Source organism: Hydrogenophaga sp. (assembly GCF_048549895.1).
GTDB lineage: Bacteria > Pseudomonadota > Gammaproteobacteria > Burkholderiales > Burkholderiaceae_C > Hydrogenophaga.
Genome location: NZ_JBLYYB010000074.1, coordinates 13,398 through 31,694 on the forward strand (window position 1 = coordinate 13,398; position 18,297 = coordinate 31,694).

An 18,297-nucleotide genomic window follows, 5' to 3' on the forward strand; every position below is an offset into this window, starting at 1 on the left:
TCAGGCGCTCAGGCCCGCACGCTGCGAAAGCCGGCAAAGATGTCGGTGCGCGCGGCCGGGAAGTAGTTGCGGTAGCGGGGGTGGCGCATGCGCGGGTGGGTGGCGCTGCTCGCGCCCTTGAGCACCGGGCGGCCGTCGAACCAGGGTTGTGAATAGTCCAGGTAAGGGTGCGGCTTGAAGCCGGGGAAGGGCGCAAAGGGGCTGGCGGTCCATTCCCACACGGCGCCCCAGGTGAAGCCCGGCGCGGTGTGCGCCGCCACCTCCCATTCGGCTTCGGTCGGCAGGCGCCGCCCAGCCCAGCGGCACCAGGCCTGTGCCTCGGTGGCGCTGAGGTGGCAGGCCGGGGCTTGCAGGTCCAGCGCCTGCCACGCACCGAAGCGCTGTGCTTCCCAGCCACCTGGCGTGCGCCGCACATAGCGCGGCACGGGGGCCAGGCCTGAGTCCACCAGGGGCAGATAGCGCGCCCAGGTGACGGGGTGGGTGTCGATCTCGAAGGCGACCACGTCCACGGCGTGCGCGCCGAGTTCGTTGTCGAACGCGAAGCCGGGGCCGGCCCAGCCCAGCGTCCAGCGCACGGCCGGCACGTGGGCCACCGCCGTGTGGGCGGGGACTTCGACAGGCTCAGTCCGAACGGGCTGCAAAGCAGGCTCGATCTGAACGGGGAGCGAGGGATGGTCTGCGGCGATGCCCAGTGCCTGCGCCATGTAGACGCCCGCTTCGGCGTGCATGTCTTCGTGGAAGAGGGCGAGGCGGAAAAAGTAGAGGCCGGCGTCGTCTTCGGGCGCCTCAGACAGCAGCGCCAGCGTCTGGGTCAGGCTGGCCGAGAGGTCGGCGCGGGTGGCCTGCGCATCGGGCAAATCAAGCCGCCAACGCTGGTCGTGCGCGACGGCGCTGGAGTCGTAGAGCGCATCGGCGTTGACGCCGCGCGCGGCCTGGCGCGCCTGGCCGCGAAGGGCGTGGGGATCGGCCTGCACGCCGAGCGCCAGCTGCGGGTTGCGCGCAACCCACCAGTCGGCAAACCAGCCGATGTGGCCCAGCTCCCACAGCGGCAGGTTGAGCTCTGGCGTGCAGGGCACGCGCAGGCCCGGGCCGAGTGCCGCCTCGTAGGCCGCGAGCTGTTTGAGCGTGCGTTCGCGCGCGTCCACCAGCTCGGCGGCCAGTGTTGCCCTGTCGGCATGGCGGGCCATGTCGGCGGCGGACCACCGGCCCGAAGGCGCATCACCCACAATTGACGAACTGCCCAAACCCATGAAAAAACCTTCTCTGTGTATCGTCACGCCGGCCCTGGCCGACGCCAACAACGGCAACTGGCAAACCGCCCGCCGCTGGGCGCGTTTGCTCTCGGCGCATTATCGAGTGAGGGTGGCACGCGAGTGGGTGCGGGGTGACGAGGCCGACGTGCTGCTCGCCCTGCACGCGCGCCGCTCGGCGCCCTCGGTGGCCGTGTGGGCGGAAATTCATCCCGAGCGCCCGCTGGTGCTCGCCCTCACCGGCACCGACCTCTACCGCGACATCGCCACCGACGCACAGGCTCAGCGGTCGCTGGCGCTCGCGCACCGCCTCATCGTGCTGCAGGAGCAGGGGCCGCTGGCGCTGCCCGAGGCGCTGCGCGACAAATGCCGCGTGGTGTTCCAGTCGGGCACGCGTCGCCAGACATTGGTCAAGACCACCACCCACCTGCGCGCGGTGATGGTGGGCCACTTGCGAGACGAAAAGTGGCCGCAGACCTTGTTTGAAGCCGCGCGACTGCTGGCGCCCGACGAGGGCATCCACATCGACCACATCGGCGCCGCGCTCGATCCCGCGCTGGGCGAGGCCGCGCAAGCCACCGCGCTGGTTTGCCCGCACTACCGCTGGCTCGGCGGCCTGCCACACGCCGCCACGCGCGCTCGCATGCAACGCGCCCATGTGCTGGTGCACACCAGCCGCATGGAAGGCGGTGCCCATGTGCTGATGGAGGCGGTGCTCTGCGGCACGCCCGTGCTGGCCTCCCGCATTGGCGGCAACGTGGGCATGCTCGGCGCGGATTACGGCGGCTACTTTGCGCCGGGTGACGCGCCCGCGCTGGCGCAGGCCTTGCGCGAGTGCCGTGCGGGCTTGGGCGATCCCGCTGGCAGGCTGGCGACCCTGCAAGCACAATGCGAGACCCGCGCGCCTCTGTTTGATCCGCGCACCGAGCAGGCCCACTTGCTGGCGCTGCTGGCCGAACTGCACTGAGTCGGCCGCCCCCGTTTTTTCCCATCTGGAGACACCCATGAACGCACCCACCCCCACCGCCGCCACCCAGCCCCGCCTCACCAGCCTCTCGCACGGCGGCGGCTGCGGCTGCAAGATCGCGCCCGGCGTGCTCAGCGAAATCTTGAAGGGCACGGCGGCCATGCCGATCCCCAAGGAGTTGCTGGTCGGCATCGAGACGGCGGACGACGCGGCCGTGTACCAGCTCAACGACGAGCAGGCGCTGATCGCCACCACCGACTTTTTCATGCCCATCGTGGACGACCCGTACGACTTCGGTCGCATCGCCGCCACCAACGCCATCAGCGACGTGTACGCCATGGGCGGCACACCCATCATGGCGCTGGCGCTGGTCGGCATGCCCATCAACGTGTTGTCCACGGAGACCATCGGCAAGATCCTGCAAGGCGGGCAGGACGTGTGCCGCGCCGCCGGCATCCCGATCGCGGGTGGCCACACCATCGACTCGGTCGAGCCCATCTACGGCCTGGTGGCCCTGGGCCTGGTGCACCCCAAACGCGTGAAGCGCAACGCCGACGCGAAGGTGGGCGACCGCCTGATCCTGGGCAAGCCCATCGGTGTGGGTGTGCTCTCGGCCGCGCTGAAGAAGGACGCGCTGAGCGCCGAGGGTTACGCGCAGATGATCGCCAACACCACCAAGCTCAACACGCCCGGCCCCGACCTTGCGGCGCTGGACGGCGTGCACGCGCTCACCGACATCACCGGCTTCGGCCTCGCCGGCCACGTGATGGAAATGGCGCGCGGCGCCAACACCACCGTGCGCATCGACATGGCGCGCGTGCCGCTGATTGCCGGCGTGCGCGAACTCGCCGCGGCCGGCATGGTCACGGGCGCTTCGGGCCGCAACTGGGCGGGCTACGGCCACGAGGTGCGTCTCGGTGCTGGCTTGCAGCCGGTGGACCAAGCGCTGCTGTCCGACCCACAAACCAGCGGAGGCCTGTTGGTGGCCTGCAGTCCCGATACGGTGGACGCGGTGCTGGCCATCTTCGAGAAACACGGCTTTGCCGGCGCGGCCGACATCGGCGAAATCGTGGCGCCGGTCGATGGCGTGCGCCTGGTGGTGAACTGAGCCATGGAACGCAGGCGCATCAGCTCCGGCTCGCCGTTCGAAGAGCAGATCGGCTATTCGCGCGCCGTGGTCGCGGGCGACTGGGTGTTCGTCTCGGGCACCACCGGTTTTGACTACACCACCATGACCATTTCCGACAGCGTGGTGGAGCAGGCCGAGCAGTGCCTGCAGAACATCGCCGCCGCGCTCAAAGCAGCCGGCGCCAGCCTGGACGACGTGGTGCGTGTGAACTACGTGCTGCCCGACGGCGCCGACTTCGAAGCCTGCTGGCCGGTGCTGCGAAAACACCTGGGCACCGCCCGCCCCGCGGCCATGATGATCACCGCCGGTCTGCTTGATCCGCGCATGAAAATCGAGATCGAGGTCACGGCGCTCAAACAGCGCTGAATCCCTTTTTTTGCAAATTCACGAAATTTTCGTGAATTTGCAAAAAACGATATATTGGCGAGACCATGGTGCCTCGCCTCATACAGCCCCTCTTCGAGCAACTTGCCCGGCAATACCCTGTCGTCACCCTGACCGGGCCGCGCCAGAGCGGCAAGACCACACTGGCCCGATCGGTGTTTCCGGCAAAGCCTTACGTGACGTTGGAAGACCCCGATGTGCGCCGCTTCGCCACTGAAGACCCGCGCGGTTTCCTGGCGGGTTTCGCACAGGGTGCGATCTTTGACGAAATCCAGCGCGCTCCCGAACTGGCGTCCTACCTGCAAGGCCTGGTGGATGCCGATCCCACACCCGGACGCTTCGTGTTGACCGGCAGTCATCAATTCGAACTCATGCGGGGTGTGACGCAGTCGCTCGCCGGCCGCACCGCGGTGTTGCGGTTGTTGCCGTTCAGCGCCGCCGAGTTGGCCCAGCTGTCCCCCGCGTCGGTATCGCTACCGTTGCCGCAATGGATTTACGCCGGCTTCTATCCGCGCATCCACGATCGGGGCCTCGATCCTTCCCAGGCCCTGGGCGACTACTTCGCGACCTATGTGGAAAGGGATCTGCGCGCCCTCACCGCCGTGCACGACCTGGGCCGATTCGAGCGTTTTGTGCGGCTCTGTGCCGGGCGGGTCGGCCAGTTGGTCAACCTCTCCAGCCTGGCCAACGACGCCGGGGTGTCGCACTCCACGGCCCAGGCCTGGATGGACTTGCTGCAAACCAGCTACATCGTGCACCTGCTTCCGCCCTGGTTCACCAACACCGGCAAGCGGCTCGTCAAGAGCCCGAAACTTTATTTCTACGACGTGGGCCTGGCGTGCTGGTTGCTCGGTTTGCGCAGCGCAGACCAGGTGTCTCGCGATCCGCTGTGGGGTGGTCTGTTCGAGAACTTCATCGTGATGGAGGCCTTGAAAGACCGCTTCAACCAGGGCGAGCACGCGCCGCTCTATTTCTACCGGGACTCCACGGGTCACGAGGTGGACTTGCTCGTGCCCACCCGGGGCCGTTTCAGGGCGCTGGAGATCAAGGCGGGCGCCACCGTCAACAACGACTACTTCAGAGGATTGCAGCAGTTCGCCAAGGCCCACCCCGACCAGCTGGACACCGGTGGTGTCGTGTTTGGTGGTGCACAAGGCCAGGGCCGAAGCGATTGGCCTGTGTGGTCCTGGCATTCGTTGTTGAGCCCACCGCCCTATTCAAAAAACCGGAGACTCGCATGACCCACGCCCCCATCCTCGCTTTCGACATCTTCGGCACCGTGGTCGACTGGCACGGCAGCATCACGCGCGAAGTCGCCGCGCTGTACCCGCAGGTGGACGCCGATGCCTTTGCGCTCGCCTGGCGCGCGGGTTACCAGCCAGCCATGCAGCGGGTGCGTTCGGGCGAGCTGGGCTGGACACTCATCGACGATCTGCACCGGCTGATCCTCGACGATCTGTTGCCACGGTTCGGTTTGAGCGCGCTCACCGAAACGCAGAAACAGCACCTCAACAAGGTCTGGCACCGGCTTGACCCCTGGCCCGACACGGTGGCCGGGCTCACGCGCCTGAAGACCCGCCACACCATCTGCAGCCTCTCCAACGGCAACATCGGCTTGCTGACCAACATGGCCAAACGCGCGGGCCTGCCGTGGGACTGCGTGCTCTCGGCCGAGGTGTTTCGCGCCTACAAGCCCGACCCCGCCACCTACCTGGGTGTGGCCCGCGTGTTCGATGTAGCGCCTTCCGACGTGATGCTGGTCGCGGCCCACCAGGACGATCTGGCGGCGGCGCGGGCTTGCGGGTTGCGCACCGCCTACATCGAACGGCCGCTGGAGTTTGGCGCGAAGCACCCCAAGGACGTGTCACCCGATGCGGCCAACACCTTTCACGCGAAGAGCCTGGTGCATCTCGCCGAACAACTCGGCTGCTGAGGGCCGATCAGCGCAGCGGGATCACTCCACGCGCACCGACGCACGCACGGGTTCAACCAGCGTTTTGCCGGGGTTCAGGTTGTCCATCAGATCGAGCTGCAAGGTGTAGTTGCCCACGGGCGGCGCCAGCCACACCTCGGTCTGGCCTTCGGGAAACTCCAGCACCGCGGGTGCGCCCCGGCCTTCGGGTGCGGCGGTGAGGCGGAAGTGGCCGGTGCCGGCGATGCCTTGCGAGCGGTGCGCCACTTCCAGTGCCGAGGCGTGGAACTGCACACGAAACGGGTTCTTCAGCGTGGCGCCGTCCAGCCCCATGGACAGGCCCTTGACCGACAAGGTCTTGGGGTCGACGCCGGTCTTGCGCGTCACGGTGATGCGGGTGGGTTTGCTGAACACAAAGTGCGGCAGGTGCTTCTGGTCGGCCAGCAGCATGCGCAGGGTGTAGGTGCCCGGCTCCAGCGTGAGCACGGTTTCCATCTGGCCTTTGCCGAAGTGGATGTACTGCTCGTTGAAGGGCAGCGCTTCCTTGAAGTTCAGCGGCAGATCGCGGTTGACCAGCAGGTGGTGGTGGCCGCTGCGGGCCCGGCCCGGTTGGGCAATGGGGGCGAGGCCCCAGCCCGCAGAGAGCCCGAACTTCACGAGGTAGGGCGTCTCGATCTGGTCGCCGTCCTTGAGGTTGGTGAAATAGGCCTCGGCGGTCAGGCGCGGTGGGGCCGCCTGCCACGGGTGCGCCTTGGCCGCGCCCGTTGCCACGGCCGGTGGTGGGGCCGTGGGCTGTGCATGGACGGTAAGCGTGGTCAGGAGCAGGGCGATCGGCAGGAGCGGGATTGCGACAAAGCGCTGGGCAATGGACATGGCGTTGTATGGTCGGGTGGCAGGACGGCGAAGCGCACAACGGGTTGCAGTGGCTCGCTGCCCAACTCGCGAAAGGGATTTCATTATGAACAGCCGACTCGGGTATTCAAAGTTTGCCAACCAGATCGCCAGATTGAGCGGAAGGCCCAAAACCTTCACGCTCGCCGCAGCGGTGATCGTCGTTTGGATGGTCACCGGGCCGTTGTTTGACTACAGCGACACCTGGCAGCTGGTGATCAACACCGGCACCACCATCGTCACCTTTCTCATGGTGTTTCTGATCCAGAACACGCAGAACCGCGATTCGGAGGCCCTGCAGATCAAGATGGACGAGCTGATCCGCGCCACCAAAGGCGCGCACAACGCGCTGCTCGACCTGGAAGAACTGGAGCAGGGCGAGCTGGACGAGTTTCGGCGGCGCTACCAACTGCTGGCCAGCGAGGCCAGGCGAGACCTCGCGCGTGGGGATCAGGACACCGGTTCGCCCGAGGCCTGAGCGCCAGGGCGCGGGCCGACCCGGTAGCGCTCGATGAAACCGCGGTCGATGCGGTCTTTCCAGCGCCAGGCCCACGCGCCTTGCGCGCTGAGTGGCCCGTAACTCGCAATGGCGTGACCGGTGCCGCACGAGAGCAGGTTGAGTGTGTTCGTGGGCGGTTGGTGGGGCTTCAAAGGCTTGCGTTGGTGAAACGCCAGCAGGTTGTGCGCCAGCGGCGGGCCGGCGCGCACGGCGTACACACCACTGCGCGCGTGCGGCACATCGGCGCGTGTGGCCACGTCGCCCGCAGCAAACACATGCGGGTGGCTGGTGCTTTGCTGGAACGCGTTCACGAGCACATGACCACTGTCGGACAAAGCGAGTCCGCTGCCCTGCAGCCACGGCGGCGCGTGGGTGCCGATGGCCAGCAGCGGCACGTCGCAGGCCAGGCGTGCGCCGTTGCCCAGCACCACCTCACCCGCGGCCATGCCCACGCAGGCTTCGCGCAGCACGGTGATGCCGCGGCGTTTGAGCTGGCGCAGCACCTTGCGTTGCACCGCGGGGCGGTAGCCGTCGGCCACCTCGGGTCCGCCGGTGATGAGCGTGAAGCGTGCGCCCGCCATGCCGTGCTGGCGAATGGCCTGCTCGGCGGCGAACACAAGCTCGATGCCCGCCGCCCCCGCGCCCACCACCGCGAGTGACACCGGTTTTTGCTGCGCCAGCGCCATCACCTGCGGCCAGAGCTGGGCAAAGGCTTCAATGGGACGCACGGCCAGCGCGTGGGTGGCGGCGCCTGGCATGTCGGCTTCCAGCCGCGCGCGGTCGATCACCGCGCCGGTGTCGATGGACAGCACATCAAAGCCCAGCGTGGCCGGCACACCCTGCGCACCGCCCGCCGCCGCGATGCTCACTGTGTTGCCCACCGGGTCGATGCCCTGGCAGCGCCCCTGCACCCAGCGTGCGCCGGCCGCGCGCACCAGCGGCTCCAGCGCGATGCGGCAGTCGGCCTCTGTGTAGTGGCCGGCCACGAAGCCGGGCGTCATGCCGCTGTAGGTCTGGTAGGCAAAGGGGGTGAGCACCGTCACGTCCAGATCGGCGGGGCGGTGCTGCGCCAGGCTGGCCAGCACCTGCACGTGGGCATGACCGGCGCCGAGCAACAGAAGTTTTTTGATGCCGTGGTGCATGGGCTCCGATGGTACGTGGCGTGTCAAGGCGCGCGGTCGGTCCACCGGAGATCGGCCACCCAGCCGCTGCTGGTGCTGGCGGTGTTGTCGCTGTCGGCGCCCAGCAGCACGCGGGTGATGCGTGGCGTTGGAGCGCCCGCAGGCAGTTCGTCGGCGAACAGTGTGGCGAAGTCCTGCGCCACGTCGCGCGACTCCTGCACCCAGCGCGCCAGCGGTGCGTTTGCGCCTTGCAGGCTGATGAAGCGCACACGCTTCGTGTACGGGTTGGGGCCTTGTGTGAGGGCGGGGTGGGTGCTGTCCCAGACGTAGCACACCGTGGCCGCCGGCAAGGCCTCGCCGCTCACGCTGCGCGCGATGCGCAGCACGGTGCGTTCCACAAACGGTACCCGGTCCAGCGCGTGGTCGAACATCACACAGACCTTGAGCGCGGCGTCGTCGCCGGCCTTGGTGAGGATGTCGGGTGCGCTCTGTCCACCTGAAAGCGGCGCATCCAGCCGCCAGCGCCACTGCAACCGCGCGGGCGCAGGGCCGCTCCAGTCCTGCACCAGCGTGCCGTAGCTCGACGCCGTGACCACCTGCACCGCCGCCACACCTTCCACGCGGCCCGCTTCAAAACGCGTGGGCGGGATGTCGGCCTTGGCTTTGGGGAAACCCACGAATCGCCACGCGGGGTTGAGCGCGCCATCAGCCTGCACCAGCGCGGGCAGGGGTGTCTGCGCCAAGGCCGCTGCGCTGGTCGTCAGCAGCAGCCATGCGAGCACGCAGACCGGCGCTTTCAACCGCGCCGCCAGTCATGAAACCGGCCCACCCAGGCCAGCAGCTGCTGCGGCGCGTGCGCGCGTTTCCATTCGCCGGCCGTGTACTTGTTGGCTTCCGCGAGCGTGGGGTAGGTGTGGATGGTGCCCAGGATCTTGTTGAGGCCCAGGCCGTGTTTCATGGCCAGCACGTACTCGGCCAGCAGATCACCCGCGTGCGTGCCGACGATGGTCACGCCCAAAATGGTGTCCTTGCCGGGCACAGTGAGCACCTTCACGAAACCGTGCGCCTCGCTGTCGGCGATGGCGCGGTCGAGGTCGTCGATGCCGTACTTCGTGACTTCCACCGCGATGCCTTTTTCTTTCGCCTCCTGCTCGTTCAGACCCACGCGCGCCACCTCGGGGTCGATGAAGGTGGCCCAGGGGATCACGCGGTAGTCGGCCTTGAACTTCCTGAAGTCGCCGAAGAGTGCGTTGACCGCTGCGTACCAGGCCTGGTGCGCCGCCACGTGGGTGAACTGGTAGGGCCCGGCCACGTCGCCCGCAGCGTAGATGTTGGGGTAGAGCGTCTGCAGGTACTCGTTGGTCTCCACCGTCTTGTTCGTTGGAATGCCCAGCTCCTCCAGGCCGTAGCCGGTGAGGCGCGCGCTGCGGCCCACGGCGCAGAGCAATTCGTCGAACTCGATGCGTTGTTCGGTGCCGGCGTGCTCGACCACCAGGGTCTTCACACCACCGGTGTTGTCCACGCGCAAGGCCTTGTGGCCGGTGCGCACGTCCACACCGTCTTTCATGAGCGCCAGACGCGCGAGCTCGCTCACCTCTTCGTCTTCACGCGCCATCACGCGCGGCGCCATTTCCACCTGCGTCACCTGCGAGCCCAGGCGCGCAAAGCTCTGTGCGAGTTCGCAGCCGATCGGCCCACCGCCCAGCACCACCAGGCGCTTCGGCACCTCGTCGAGTTCGCCGAACTTCTCCCACATCGTGTCGCTGGTCACATAGCCGCTGTCTTCCAGCCCGGGCAGGGGCGGCACCAAGGGCCGGGCACCGGCGGCGATCACGATGCTGCGCGTGGTGAGGGTTTGTGTGCTGCCGTCGTTGAGTGCAATCTCCACCGTCCACGGGTTCACCAGCTTCGCGTGACCCTGCAGCACCTCCACGCCCAGCCCGGTGTAGCGCTCCACGCTGTCGTGCGGCTCGATGGCGCGCACGATGGCCTGGATGCGCTGCATCACCGCCTTGAAACTGAAAGTGGGTGGCGTGCTGTGCAATCCGTAGGTTTCGCCGTGGCGCATCTGGTGGGCCAGCTTCGCGCTTTTGATGAGCGCCTTGCTCGGCACGCAGCCGTAGTTCAGGCAGTCGCCACCCATCTTGTGCGATTCGACCAGCGTGACCTTGGCCTTCACCACCGCCGCGATGTAGGCCGACACCAGACCACCCGCACCCGCGCCGATCACGATCAGGTTGCGGTCAAAGCGTTTGGGTTTCACGCCGGCCCAGCGCGCATACACCTTGCGCTTTTGCAGCAGACCCACGATCCACTTTGCGATCAAGGGAAACACACCGAGCAGCACAAACGAGCCCAGCAGCGCCGGGCTCAGAATGCCCTGCAGCGAGTTGATCTGCGCCAGCTGCGTGCCCGCGTTCACATACACCAGCGTGCCGGCCAGCATGCCGATCTGGCTCACCGCGTAGAAGGTCAGCGCCTTCATCTTGGTGAGGCCCATCACCAGGTTGATCACGAAAAACGGCACCACCGGGATCAGCCGCAGCGTGAAGAGGTAGAACGCGCCGTCTTTGTCGATGCCGCGGTTGATCTCGGCCAGGCGGTTGCCGAACCTGGCTTCGATGCTGTCGCGCAGCACGAAACGCGACACCAGAAACGCCAGCGTGGCGCCGATGCACGAGGCGAACGACACCAGCAGCGTGCCCCACCACAGCCCGAAGATGGCGCCACCGGCCAGCGTGATGATGGTGGCCCCGGGGAAGGAGAGCGCGGTGGCCGCCACATAGAGCGCGAAGTAGGCGAGCGAGACCTTGAGCGGCTCTGCCGCGTAGAGTGCCTCGAAGCGGGCCTGGCTCTGTTTGAGGTAGTCCAGGCTCAGGAAGCGGCCCAGATCCAGCCAGAAAAAGGCCGCGAGTCCCAGGGCGACCACCGCCAGCAGAAAGATTTTTCGAAAGCTCACGACAATTCCAGTGTGGGTTTGCAACCAGTCGGTCGCCGGGGCCGATGCATTCTTACACCTTCACCCCGTTCAACGCCGTCTTCCCTGAGGTATCCCGGCTTGCCGATTTCCAACGACGTCATCCACCGATTGCGCCTGGCCTTGCAGGCGGTCGGCCACCCTGCCGCAGGGCAGCCGTTGGTGCCGCTGCCCGACAAAGGCCTGGCGCACGACCATGTGCGCCTGCAAGGCACCGGCTGGCTCGCGCGCATCCCGAAGCAGAGCCAGCTCGGGTTGACCGCACAAGACAACCTGGACTACCAGCGCGCCTGCTTCGAGCGCGCGGCCGCCAGTGGTCACACCCCCACCTTGTACGGTGTGCTGCCGCCCTCGACCCACCTGCCACGCGGCGCGCTGCTGGTGCAGGCCATCGAAGGCCGCCCGGCCCGTTTGCCCCACGACCTGTCCGCGCTGGCCAGCGCGCTCGCCGCGCTGCACGCGCTGCCGCTGCCCGAGGCGGCGGCGCGCGCTCCGCTGCTGAACGCAGCCGACCCGCTGTTGGCGCTGGTGCAGGAGATCGACGCGCAGGCCGTTCACCTGGCAGCGGCCGGGCTGCCGGCGGTGGTGCTGGCGGCCATCCAGCGTGAGCGGCAGCGGCTTCAAACCTGCGTGAGCGCCACAGACCGCCCCGCGCGCTGCCTCATCGCGTTCGACGCTCACCCGGGCAACTTCATCGTGCAGTCCGACGGGTGTGCGGTGCTGGTCGATCTGGAGAAGTGCCGCTATGCCCACCCCGGCCTGGACCTCGCCCACGCCACGCTCTACACCTCGACCACCTGGGACGTGGACACCCACGCCGTGCTCACGGTGGACGAGGCGCTGGGCTTCCACAAAGCCTGGGCCGACGCAGTGGGGCCTCTCGCGGCCACCGCACTGCCCTGGCACGGTGTGCTCCGCCGCGCCATGTGGCTCTGGTCCATCACTTGGTGCGCAAAGTGGCGCGCGCTTTCCAGCGCATCCACACACGCCAGCGCCGATGGCGAAGACTGGTCCAGCGAGCGCAGCGAAGCCGCGCTGGTGGACCACGTGCGCAACCGTGTGGATCACTACCTGAGCGCCGAGGTGGTGGACGCGGTGCTCCACGGCTTCAACCGGTTTGAACGCGGGCTCGGCGCATGAGGCTGGCCATCGTTGTTCCGGTGCTCAACGAAGCCGCCACGCTGGCCGCGCGGCTGCAGGCGCTGGCACCGCTGCGCGCGCGGGGCGCCGAGCTGCTGGTGGTGGACGGTGGCAGCACCGACGGCACCATGACCATCGCGCAGCCCCATGCCGACCGGGTGCTGCAGGCACCGCGCGGTCGGGCCTCGCAACTCAACGCGGGCGCCGCTGCCACCCGCGCCGACGTGCTGCTGTTCCTGCACGCCGACACGCAGCTGCCGGCCAACGCCGACCAAGTGATCGAGCAGGCCCTGCAACGCGGCCACCGCTGGGGCCGGTTCGATGTGCGCATCGAAGGCCGGCACCCGCTGTTGCCCCTGGTGGCGTGGTTCATGAACTGGCGCTCGCGCCTCACCGGCATCGCCACCGGCGACCAGGCCATGTTCGTGCAGCGGCGGCTGTTTGAATCCGTGGGGGGCTTCGCGTCCATGCCCCTGATGGAAGACATCGAGCTGAGCCAGCGCCTCAAGACGATCGAAGCGCCGGCCTGCCTGCGCGCGCGCGTGACCACCTCGGGCCGCCGCTGGGACCAGCGCGGTCTCTGGCGCACGGTGCTGCTGATGTGGCGGCTGCGCGCGGCGCACGCGCTGGGCCTGGATGCGCACACGCTCGCGCTGCGCTACGGCTACACACCGCGCGCCCCGGCGGCCTTGGCCATCCTCGCCAAAGCCCCGGTGGCGGGTCTCGCCAAGACACGGTTGATGCCCCTGCTGGGCGCAGCCGGCGCTGCCCGTGCGCAGCGCGGCTTCACGCTGCAGACCCTGGCCACCGCGCGCTCGGCCAGCACCGGTGAAGTGACGCTGTGGTGCGCACCCGATGCGTCGCACCGCTTCTTCCGTGCGCTGGCACGGCGGCACGGCGCGACAACACGGCCTCAGCCCGGTGGGGATCTTGGCCAGCGCATGGCAGCCGCCCTGTCGCACCACTTCGCTCAGACCCCGCACCGACCACTGCTCATCGCCGGCACCGACTGCCCGGCACTCACGCCGGGGCACCTGCAGCAGGCCGCCGACGCACTGCAGCATGCCGACGCGGTGCTGATCCCGGCCGAAGACGGCGGCTACGTGTTGATCGGTTTTCGAAAGCCCGTGCCCGAGGTGTTCAACGGCATCGAATGGAGCACGCCACAGGTGCTGGAGCAGACCCGCGAGCGCCTGCGCGCGGCGGGCCTGCGCTGGAGTGAGCTGGCCACACTGTGGGATGTGGACGAACCCGCCGACTGGCTGCGCTGGCGCTCGACGCGGGGGGGCCGACGTGCATGAGCCCCGATAATCCTGACGCCCTGCGGGGCTGCACGATCTCGCCGAAAATCTGCCCCTGCCTTGCCAGGCCCACGCACCTTCCATTCGACAGGACCTCCCCTTGAACCAGCTGATCAGGCTCGTCTACGCCAGCCGCTCTGCGGTGCAGCCCACCACGCACCAAGGCGTGGACCCCGGCATTGCCCGGATTCTGGCGAAGTCCCGCAAGAACAACGCCCGGCTCGACGTGGTGGGTGGTCTGCTGTTCGGGGACGGCTACTTTCTGCAGTGCCTCGAAGGCGATGCGCGAATCGTGCAAAACCTCTACAGCAAGATCGAAGCCGACACACGCCACCGCGATGTGACCGTGCTGTTGCAGTCGTCGATCAACATGCGCACGTTCGGCGCGTGGTCGATGAAATACGTGCCCGGTGAACAGCGGCTGCAAGGTCTGTTGCGGCAATGGGGAGAGACGACGTTCAACCCCTACCAGCTGACCAGAGACCAGATCGACACGGCCGTGCGCTTCTTGCGCGACGAGGAAGATGCGGTGGACACCGTGCCCAGCGAGCTCCAGCCGCTGGCTGGCGAGCCCGATCCAGTCGTGCAGCCACCCCGGCGTGCCTCGCCTCGCGAAGCCAAGCCGCGCGGGGCTTCAAGGACCCAACCCGCTGCAGCACCCGGCAGCACAAGCTTCGTGAAGGTGGTGGCGGGTGTTGCGCTGATTTGCCTGTCGGCTTTGGCGTTCACGCTGCTCAGGTAGAACCGGACCAGGTCTCCATCGGCACCTTGCCCGTGCCGATCCCAGGGGCGGTGGGCAAAACCCGAATGCCTTGTTTGACGGTTGTCATGGTGGGTCTCGGGTCGAAGGCGTATGTTGCGTCATGGCCCTTCAACATCTGACGCTCGAAACGCCGCCTCGGGCTGTGCCAAGCCCGCACAGCCAGCCAGGTCAGCAGGTGTTGGGGGCGCTGCAGAGCCTGGACACCGGCCTCACCCCCGCCCAGGCCACCGAGCGCCTGGCGCAACACGGCCCCAACCGCATCGAACAGGTGGCGCCCACCCGTGTGTGGATGCGCGTGCTGCGCCAGTTCAACAACCTGCTGATCCACGTGTTGCTCGTGGCCGCGCTGGTCACGGTCTGGCTGCGCGACTACCTGGACGCGGCGGTGATCCTGGGCGTGGTGGTGATCAACGCCGTCATTGGTTTTGTGCAGGAAGGCAAGGCCGAGCGCGCGCTGGAGGCCGTGCGCGTCCTGCTGGCCAGCCGGGCCACCGTGTTGCGTGGTGGTGACCGCCACGAAATCGACGCCGCCGATCTCGTGCCAGGCGATGTGGTGCTGCTGGAGTCGGGCGCACGCGTGCCGGCCGACCTGCGGCTGTTGCGCACCAAGAACCTGCGCATCGATGAGGCTGCGCTCACCGGTGAATCGGTGCCCGCCGAGAAAGACGCGCAGCCGGTGGCGGTCGATGCGCCGCTGGGCGAGCGCCTGTGCATGGCCTTTGCCGGCACCACGGTGGCGGTGGGGCAGGCCAGCGGCGTGGTGGTGGCCACCGCGCGTCAGACCGAGATCGGCAAGATCGGTGCGCTGGTCTCCGACCTGAACAGTCTGGCCACGCCGCTCACGCGCCGCCTGGACCAGTTCGCACGCCGGATCACGCTGGTGATCGGCGTGGTGAGTGTGGTCACCTTTCTCTACGGCAGCTTCATCGGCGGCCTGCCGCCGCTGGCGCTGTTCCTCGCGGTGGTGGGCCTGGCCGTGGCCGCCATCCCCGAAGGCCTGCCCGCCATCGTCACCATCACGCTGGCCATCGGCACCGCGGCCATGGCGCGCCAGCGCGCGGTGGTGCGGCGCCTGCCGGCGGTGGAAACGCTGGGCTCGGTGAGCGTGATCTGCACCGACAAGACCGGCACCCTCACGCGCAACGAAATGACCGCTGTGCGCGCGATGCTGGCCAGCCGCACGCTGGACGTGACCGGCGCGGGCTACGCGCCCGAGGGGGGCTTTCACCACGGCGGCAAGGCGCTGGACCCGATGCAGGACAGCGAGCTGCAGCGCCTGGCGCGCTGCGCTCTGCTGTGCAACGACGCGCAGTTGCACCACACGCCGACTGAGGGCTGGGTGCTGGCTGGTGACCCCACCGAAGGCGCGCTGTTGTCGATGGCGCGCAAGGCCGGGCTGGACCCGGCCGAAGCCGCCGCGCTCACGCCGCGCCAGGACGACATTCCGTTCGAGTCCGAACACCGCTTCATGGCCACGCTGCACCACGACCACACCGGGCGTGTGTTTGTGTTGCTCAAGGGCGCGCCCGAGCGCGTGCTCTCACTGTGCGTGAACGACACCGGTGGCGGCTCACTGGACAGCGCCACCTGGCAGGCGCGCATGGACGACGCCGCAGCGCAAGGCCAGCGGGTGCTGGCACTGGCCGAGTGCGAGCTGCCAGCCGGCACGGCGTCTTTGAACATGAACGACATCACGCCGCGTTTCACCTTGCTCGGCTTGGTGGGGCTGATGGACCCGCCGCGCACCGAGGCCGTGGCGGCGGTGGCCGAGTGCCAGCGCGCCGGCATCCGTGTGGTGATGATCACCGGCGACCACGCGGTGACGGCCGCGGCAATAGGCCGCGCGATCGGCCTGCGCGATGGCCAGCCACTCACCGGCGCCGAGATCGACCGGCTCGACAACGCCGCGTTGCAAGCGCGGCTGGCGCAGACCGATGTGGTGGCGCGCGCCAGCCCCGAACACAAGCTGCGCCTGGTGGCCACGCTGCAGTCCGCAGGCCAATTGGTGGCCATGACGGGCGACGGTGTGAACGACGCGCCCGCGCTCAAGGCCGCCGACATCGGCGTGGCCATGGGCCAGCGCGGCACCGACGCGGCGCGCGAGGCGGCCGACCTGGTGCTCACCGACGACAACTTCGCCACCATCGCCACCGCCGTGCGCGAGGGCCGCACGGTGTTCGACAACATCAAGAAGTCGCTGCTGTTCGTGTTGCCCACCAACGGCGGCGAGGCCGGGCTGATCTTGCTGGCCGTGTTTGCCGGCCTGGCCATGCCCGTCACGGCCGCGCAGATCCTGTGGATCAACATGGTGACCAGCATCACGCTGGACATGTCGCTGGCCTTCGAGCCGGCCGAGCGCGGCGTGATGCAGCGCCCGCCGCGTCCGGCGAACGAGCCCCTCATCACGCGCTGGATGCTGGTGCGTGTGGTTTTCGTGAGCCTGCTGCTCATGGGGGCTGCGTTCCTTGTTTTCAACTGGCAACTGGCGCGCGGTGGCAGCCTGGAGATGGCACGCACCAGCGTCATCAACCTGGTGGTGGTGGGCGAAATCGTCTACCTCTTCAACGTGCGGCATTTCACCGCCAGCGCCTTCACGCGCAGCACCTGGCTGGGCAACCCGGTGGCGCTGGGCACGGTGGTGGTCACGCTGGTGCTGCAGATGCTGCTGACCTACGCGCCGCCGATGCAGCGGCTGTTCGGCACGGCCGCGCTGGACGCGCCCACCTGGGGCGTCATCGCGGCGTTGGCGGGCGGCCTGTTCCTGGCGGTGGAGTTGGAGAAGGGGGTGCTGCGCCGCCGTGGCGTGCACCGCCTCTGATCATTTGAAGCGCTGCCAGCCCCAGCCGATGCGCAGCGCCGTGGTGAGGGCGCACAAGGCTGCAAAGCCGCAGGCGATGGGCGCAAACCACTGCGGCCACAGGCACATGGCCACAAACGCGGCGATGGTCTCGGTGGCCTCGGTCAGGCCGCCTAGAAAGTAAAAACTTTTGTCCGGGAAATCGGTGGATGCCAGCTCGCGCTTCGCGGCCACGATGGCAAAGGCCAGGAAGCTGCTGGCTGTGCCCATGAAGCTGGTCAGCAACACGGCGGCGGGCAGCGCGTTGTGCACCGGGTCGGCCACGGCGAACGCCAGCGGGATGGCCGCGTAGAACAGAAAGTCCAGCGTGATGTCGAGGAAGCCGCCCCGGTCGGTGGGCGTGGTGGCACGCGCCACCGCACCGTCCAGGCCGTCCATGAGCCGCGAGAGCAGCAGCAAGACCAGGCCCGCCATGAAATGCTGAAAGACGATGGCCAGCGCCGCGGCCATGCCGAGCGCGAAGCCGATGAAGCTCAGCGCATCGGCGCCCACACCCACCCGCACCAACACGCGGGCCACGCGCGTGAGCACCGGCTTGAGCACTTGTTGAATGGCGCTATCCAGCACGGCCCAGCTCCAACACAAGAGACGGGTCGGCCACGTCGGCCGCGTCGTGCGTCACCAGCACGGCGGGCACACCGCTGTCGCGCAGGTGTTCGAACACGAAGGCGCGGAACTGGTCGCGCAGCGCGGCGTCGAGTTTGGAAAATGGCTCGTCGAGCAGCAAGGCCTTGGGCCTCGCGAGCAAGGCCCGCATGAGCGCCACGCGGGCGCGCTGCCCGCCCGACAGCGTGGCGGGGTCGCGCGGGCCGAAGCCGGCCAGCCCAGCCTCATCCAGCGCTTGTTCCACCGCCGCGAGTCGCTCGCGTTTGGGCCCGGCCGGCACGGCGAACAGCAGGTTCTCGCCCACCGTCATGTGGGCGAACAGCAAATCGTCCTGGAACAGCAGGCCGATGCCGCGCTGCGCGGTGGGCACATTCGTGAGGTCGCGCCCGTCCAGCGTCACCGTGCCTTCAAACCGCAAGGCCTCGCTGCCCTCGGCCACGCTGTGCAGCGTGCCGGCGATGGCCGCGAGCACCGAACTCTTGCCGCTGCCGCTGGGGCCC

17 protein-coding genes are annotated in these 18,297 nt (G+C 68.2%); 10 read left to right on the forward strand and 7 right to left on the reverse strand.

Annotated features, from left to right (window positions below; genetic code table 11):
* Positions 1 to 8: 8 nt before the first annotated feature.
* On the reverse strand, positions 9 to 1,187 hold the full coding sequence (gene senA / locus ACN4F8_RS07070) for a selenoneine synthase SenA (protein WP_419472902.1): 1,179 nt from the start codon (positions 1,185 to 1,187) through the stop codon (positions 9 to 11).
* Positions 1,188 to 1,248: 61 nt separating this feature from the next.
* Here senA and senB point away from each other — a divergent pair, with 61 nt between their 5' ends.
* From senB to ACN4F8_RS07095, 5 genes are all read left to right on the forward strand, one after another.
* Positions 1,249 to 2,217 carry a selenoneine biosynthesis selenosugar synthase SenB gene (gene senB / locus ACN4F8_RS07075; RefSeq protein WP_419472903.1) on the forward strand — a complete coding sequence of 323 codons (969 nt, stop codon included), beginning with the start codon at positions 1,249 to 1,251 and terminating at the stop codon, positions 2,215 to 2,217.
* Between the two features lie 37 nt (positions 2,218 to 2,254).
* Complete coding sequence (gene selD / locus ACN4F8_RS07080) at positions 2,255 to 3,325, forward strand: selenide, water dikinase SelD (protein WP_419472904.1); 1,071 nt, start codon at positions 2,255 to 2,257, stop codon at positions 3,323 to 3,325.
* Positions 3,326 to 3,328: 3 nt separating this feature from the next.
* Positions 3,329 to 3,712, forward strand: a complete 384-nt coding sequence (locus ACN4F8_RS07085) for a RidA family protein (RefSeq protein WP_419472905.1) — start codon at positions 3,329 to 3,331, stop codon at positions 3,710 to 3,712.
* Between the two features lie 65 nt (positions 3,713 to 3,777).
* On the forward strand, positions 3,778 to 4,971 hold the full coding sequence (locus tag ACN4F8_RS07090) for an ATP-binding protein (RefSeq protein ID WP_419472906.1): 1,194 nt from the start codon (positions 3,778 to 3,780) through the stop codon (positions 4,969 to 4,971).
* Positions 4,968 to 5,663: a haloacid dehalogenase type II gene (locus ACN4F8_RS07095; RefSeq protein WP_419472907.1), complete on the forward strand. Its 696-nt coding sequence runs from the start codon at positions 4,968 to 4,970 to the stop codon at positions 5,661 to 5,663. The genes ACN4F8_RS07090 and ACN4F8_RS07095 overlap by 4 nt, the downstream gene beginning before the upstream one ends.
* A 21-nt stretch (positions 5,664 to 5,684) precedes the next feature.
* On the opposite strand, the gene ACN4F8_RS07100 is transcribed toward ACN4F8_RS07095, so the two are convergent.
* A complete protein-coding gene (locus ACN4F8_RS07100; protein ID WP_419472908.1) occupies positions 5,685 to 6,515 on the reverse strand; it encodes a DUF4399 domain-containing protein in 831 nt (276 codons plus the stop codon).
* Positions 6,516 to 6,600: 85 nt separating this feature from the next.
* On the opposite strand from ACN4F8_RS07100, the gene ACN4F8_RS07105 reads away from it, so the two are divergent.
* Positions 6,601 to 7,011: a low affinity iron permease family protein gene (locus tag ACN4F8_RS07105; protein WP_419472909.1), complete on the forward strand. Its 411-nt coding sequence runs from the start codon at positions 6,601 to 6,603 to the stop codon at positions 7,009 to 7,011.
* On the opposite strand, the gene ACN4F8_RS07110 is transcribed toward ACN4F8_RS07105, so the two are convergent.
* Genes ACN4F8_RS07110 through ACN4F8_RS07120 form a run of 3 tightly spaced genes read right to left on the reverse strand, consistent with a single transcriptional unit; the run spans position 6,984 to position 11,112 of the window.
* Positions 6,984 to 8,174 (reverse strand): FAD-dependent oxidoreductase, encoded by a 1,191-nt coding sequence (locus tag ACN4F8_RS07110; RefSeq protein ID WP_419472910.1) that lies wholly within the window; start codon positions 8,172 to 8,174, stop codon positions 6,984 to 6,986. The genes ACN4F8_RS07105 and ACN4F8_RS07110 overlap by 28 nt on opposite strands.
* A 23-nt stretch (positions 8,175 to 8,197) precedes the next feature.
* A complete protein-coding gene (locus ACN4F8_RS07115; RefSeq protein ID WP_419472911.1) occupies positions 8,198 to 8,935 on the reverse strand; it encodes a DUF3047 domain-containing protein in 738 nt (245 codons plus the stop codon).
* Between the two features lie 14 nt (positions 8,936 to 8,949).
* On the reverse strand, positions 8,950 to 11,112 hold the full coding sequence (locus tag ACN4F8_RS07120; RefSeq protein ID WP_419472912.1) for an FAD-dependent oxidoreductase: 2,163 nt from the start codon (positions 11,110 to 11,112) through the stop codon (positions 8,950 to 8,952).
* A 99-nt stretch (positions 11,113 to 11,211) separates the two neighbouring features.
* On the opposite strand from ACN4F8_RS07120, the gene ACN4F8_RS07125 reads away from it, so the two are divergent.
* The 4 genes from ACN4F8_RS07125 to ACN4F8_RS07140 all read left to right on the forward strand — a co-directional run bounded on the left by ACN4F8_RS07125 (position 11,212) and on the right by ACN4F8_RS07140 (position 17,152).
* Positions 11,212 to 12,270, forward strand: coding sequence for a hypothetical protein (locus ACN4F8_RS07125; RefSeq protein ID WP_419472913.1), 1,059 nt, complete (start codon positions 11,212 to 11,214; stop codon positions 12,268 to 12,270).
* Positions 12,267 to 13,571, forward strand: coding sequence for a TIGR04283 family arsenosugar biosynthesis glycosyltransferase (locus ACN4F8_RS07130; protein WP_419472914.1), 1,305 nt, complete (start codon positions 12,267 to 12,269; stop codon positions 13,569 to 13,571). Before ACN4F8_RS07125 ends, ACN4F8_RS07130 begins: the two co-directional genes overlap by 4 nt.
* Positions 13,572 to 13,671: 100 nt before the next feature.
* The gene (locus tag ACN4F8_RS07135; protein WP_419472915.1) at positions 13,672 to 14,313 is read left to right on the forward strand and encodes a BLUF domain-containing protein; all 642 of its coding nucleotides are present in this window, start codon (positions 13,672 to 13,674) and stop codon (positions 14,311 to 14,313) included.
* Between the two features lie 121 nt (positions 14,314 to 14,434).
* Positions 14,435 to 17,152 (forward strand): cation-translocating P-type ATPase, encoded by a 2,718-nt coding sequence (locus tag ACN4F8_RS07140; RefSeq protein WP_419472916.1) that lies wholly within the window; start codon positions 14,435 to 14,437, stop codon positions 17,150 to 17,152.
* Here the strand turns inward: ACN4F8_RS07140 and ACN4F8_RS07145 are convergent, their stop codons facing one another.
* Positions 17,153 to 17,758: a CDP-alcohol phosphatidyltransferase family protein gene (locus ACN4F8_RS07145; RefSeq protein WP_419472917.1), complete on the reverse strand. Its 606-nt coding sequence runs from the start codon at positions 17,756 to 17,758 to the stop codon at positions 17,153 to 17,155.
* On the reverse strand, positions 17,748 to 18,297 hold a 550-nt coding region (locus ACN4F8_RS07150), incomplete at its 5' end, for an ATP-binding cassette domain-containing protein (protein ID WP_419472918.1). The genes ACN4F8_RS07145 and ACN4F8_RS07150, both read right to left, overlap by 11 nt.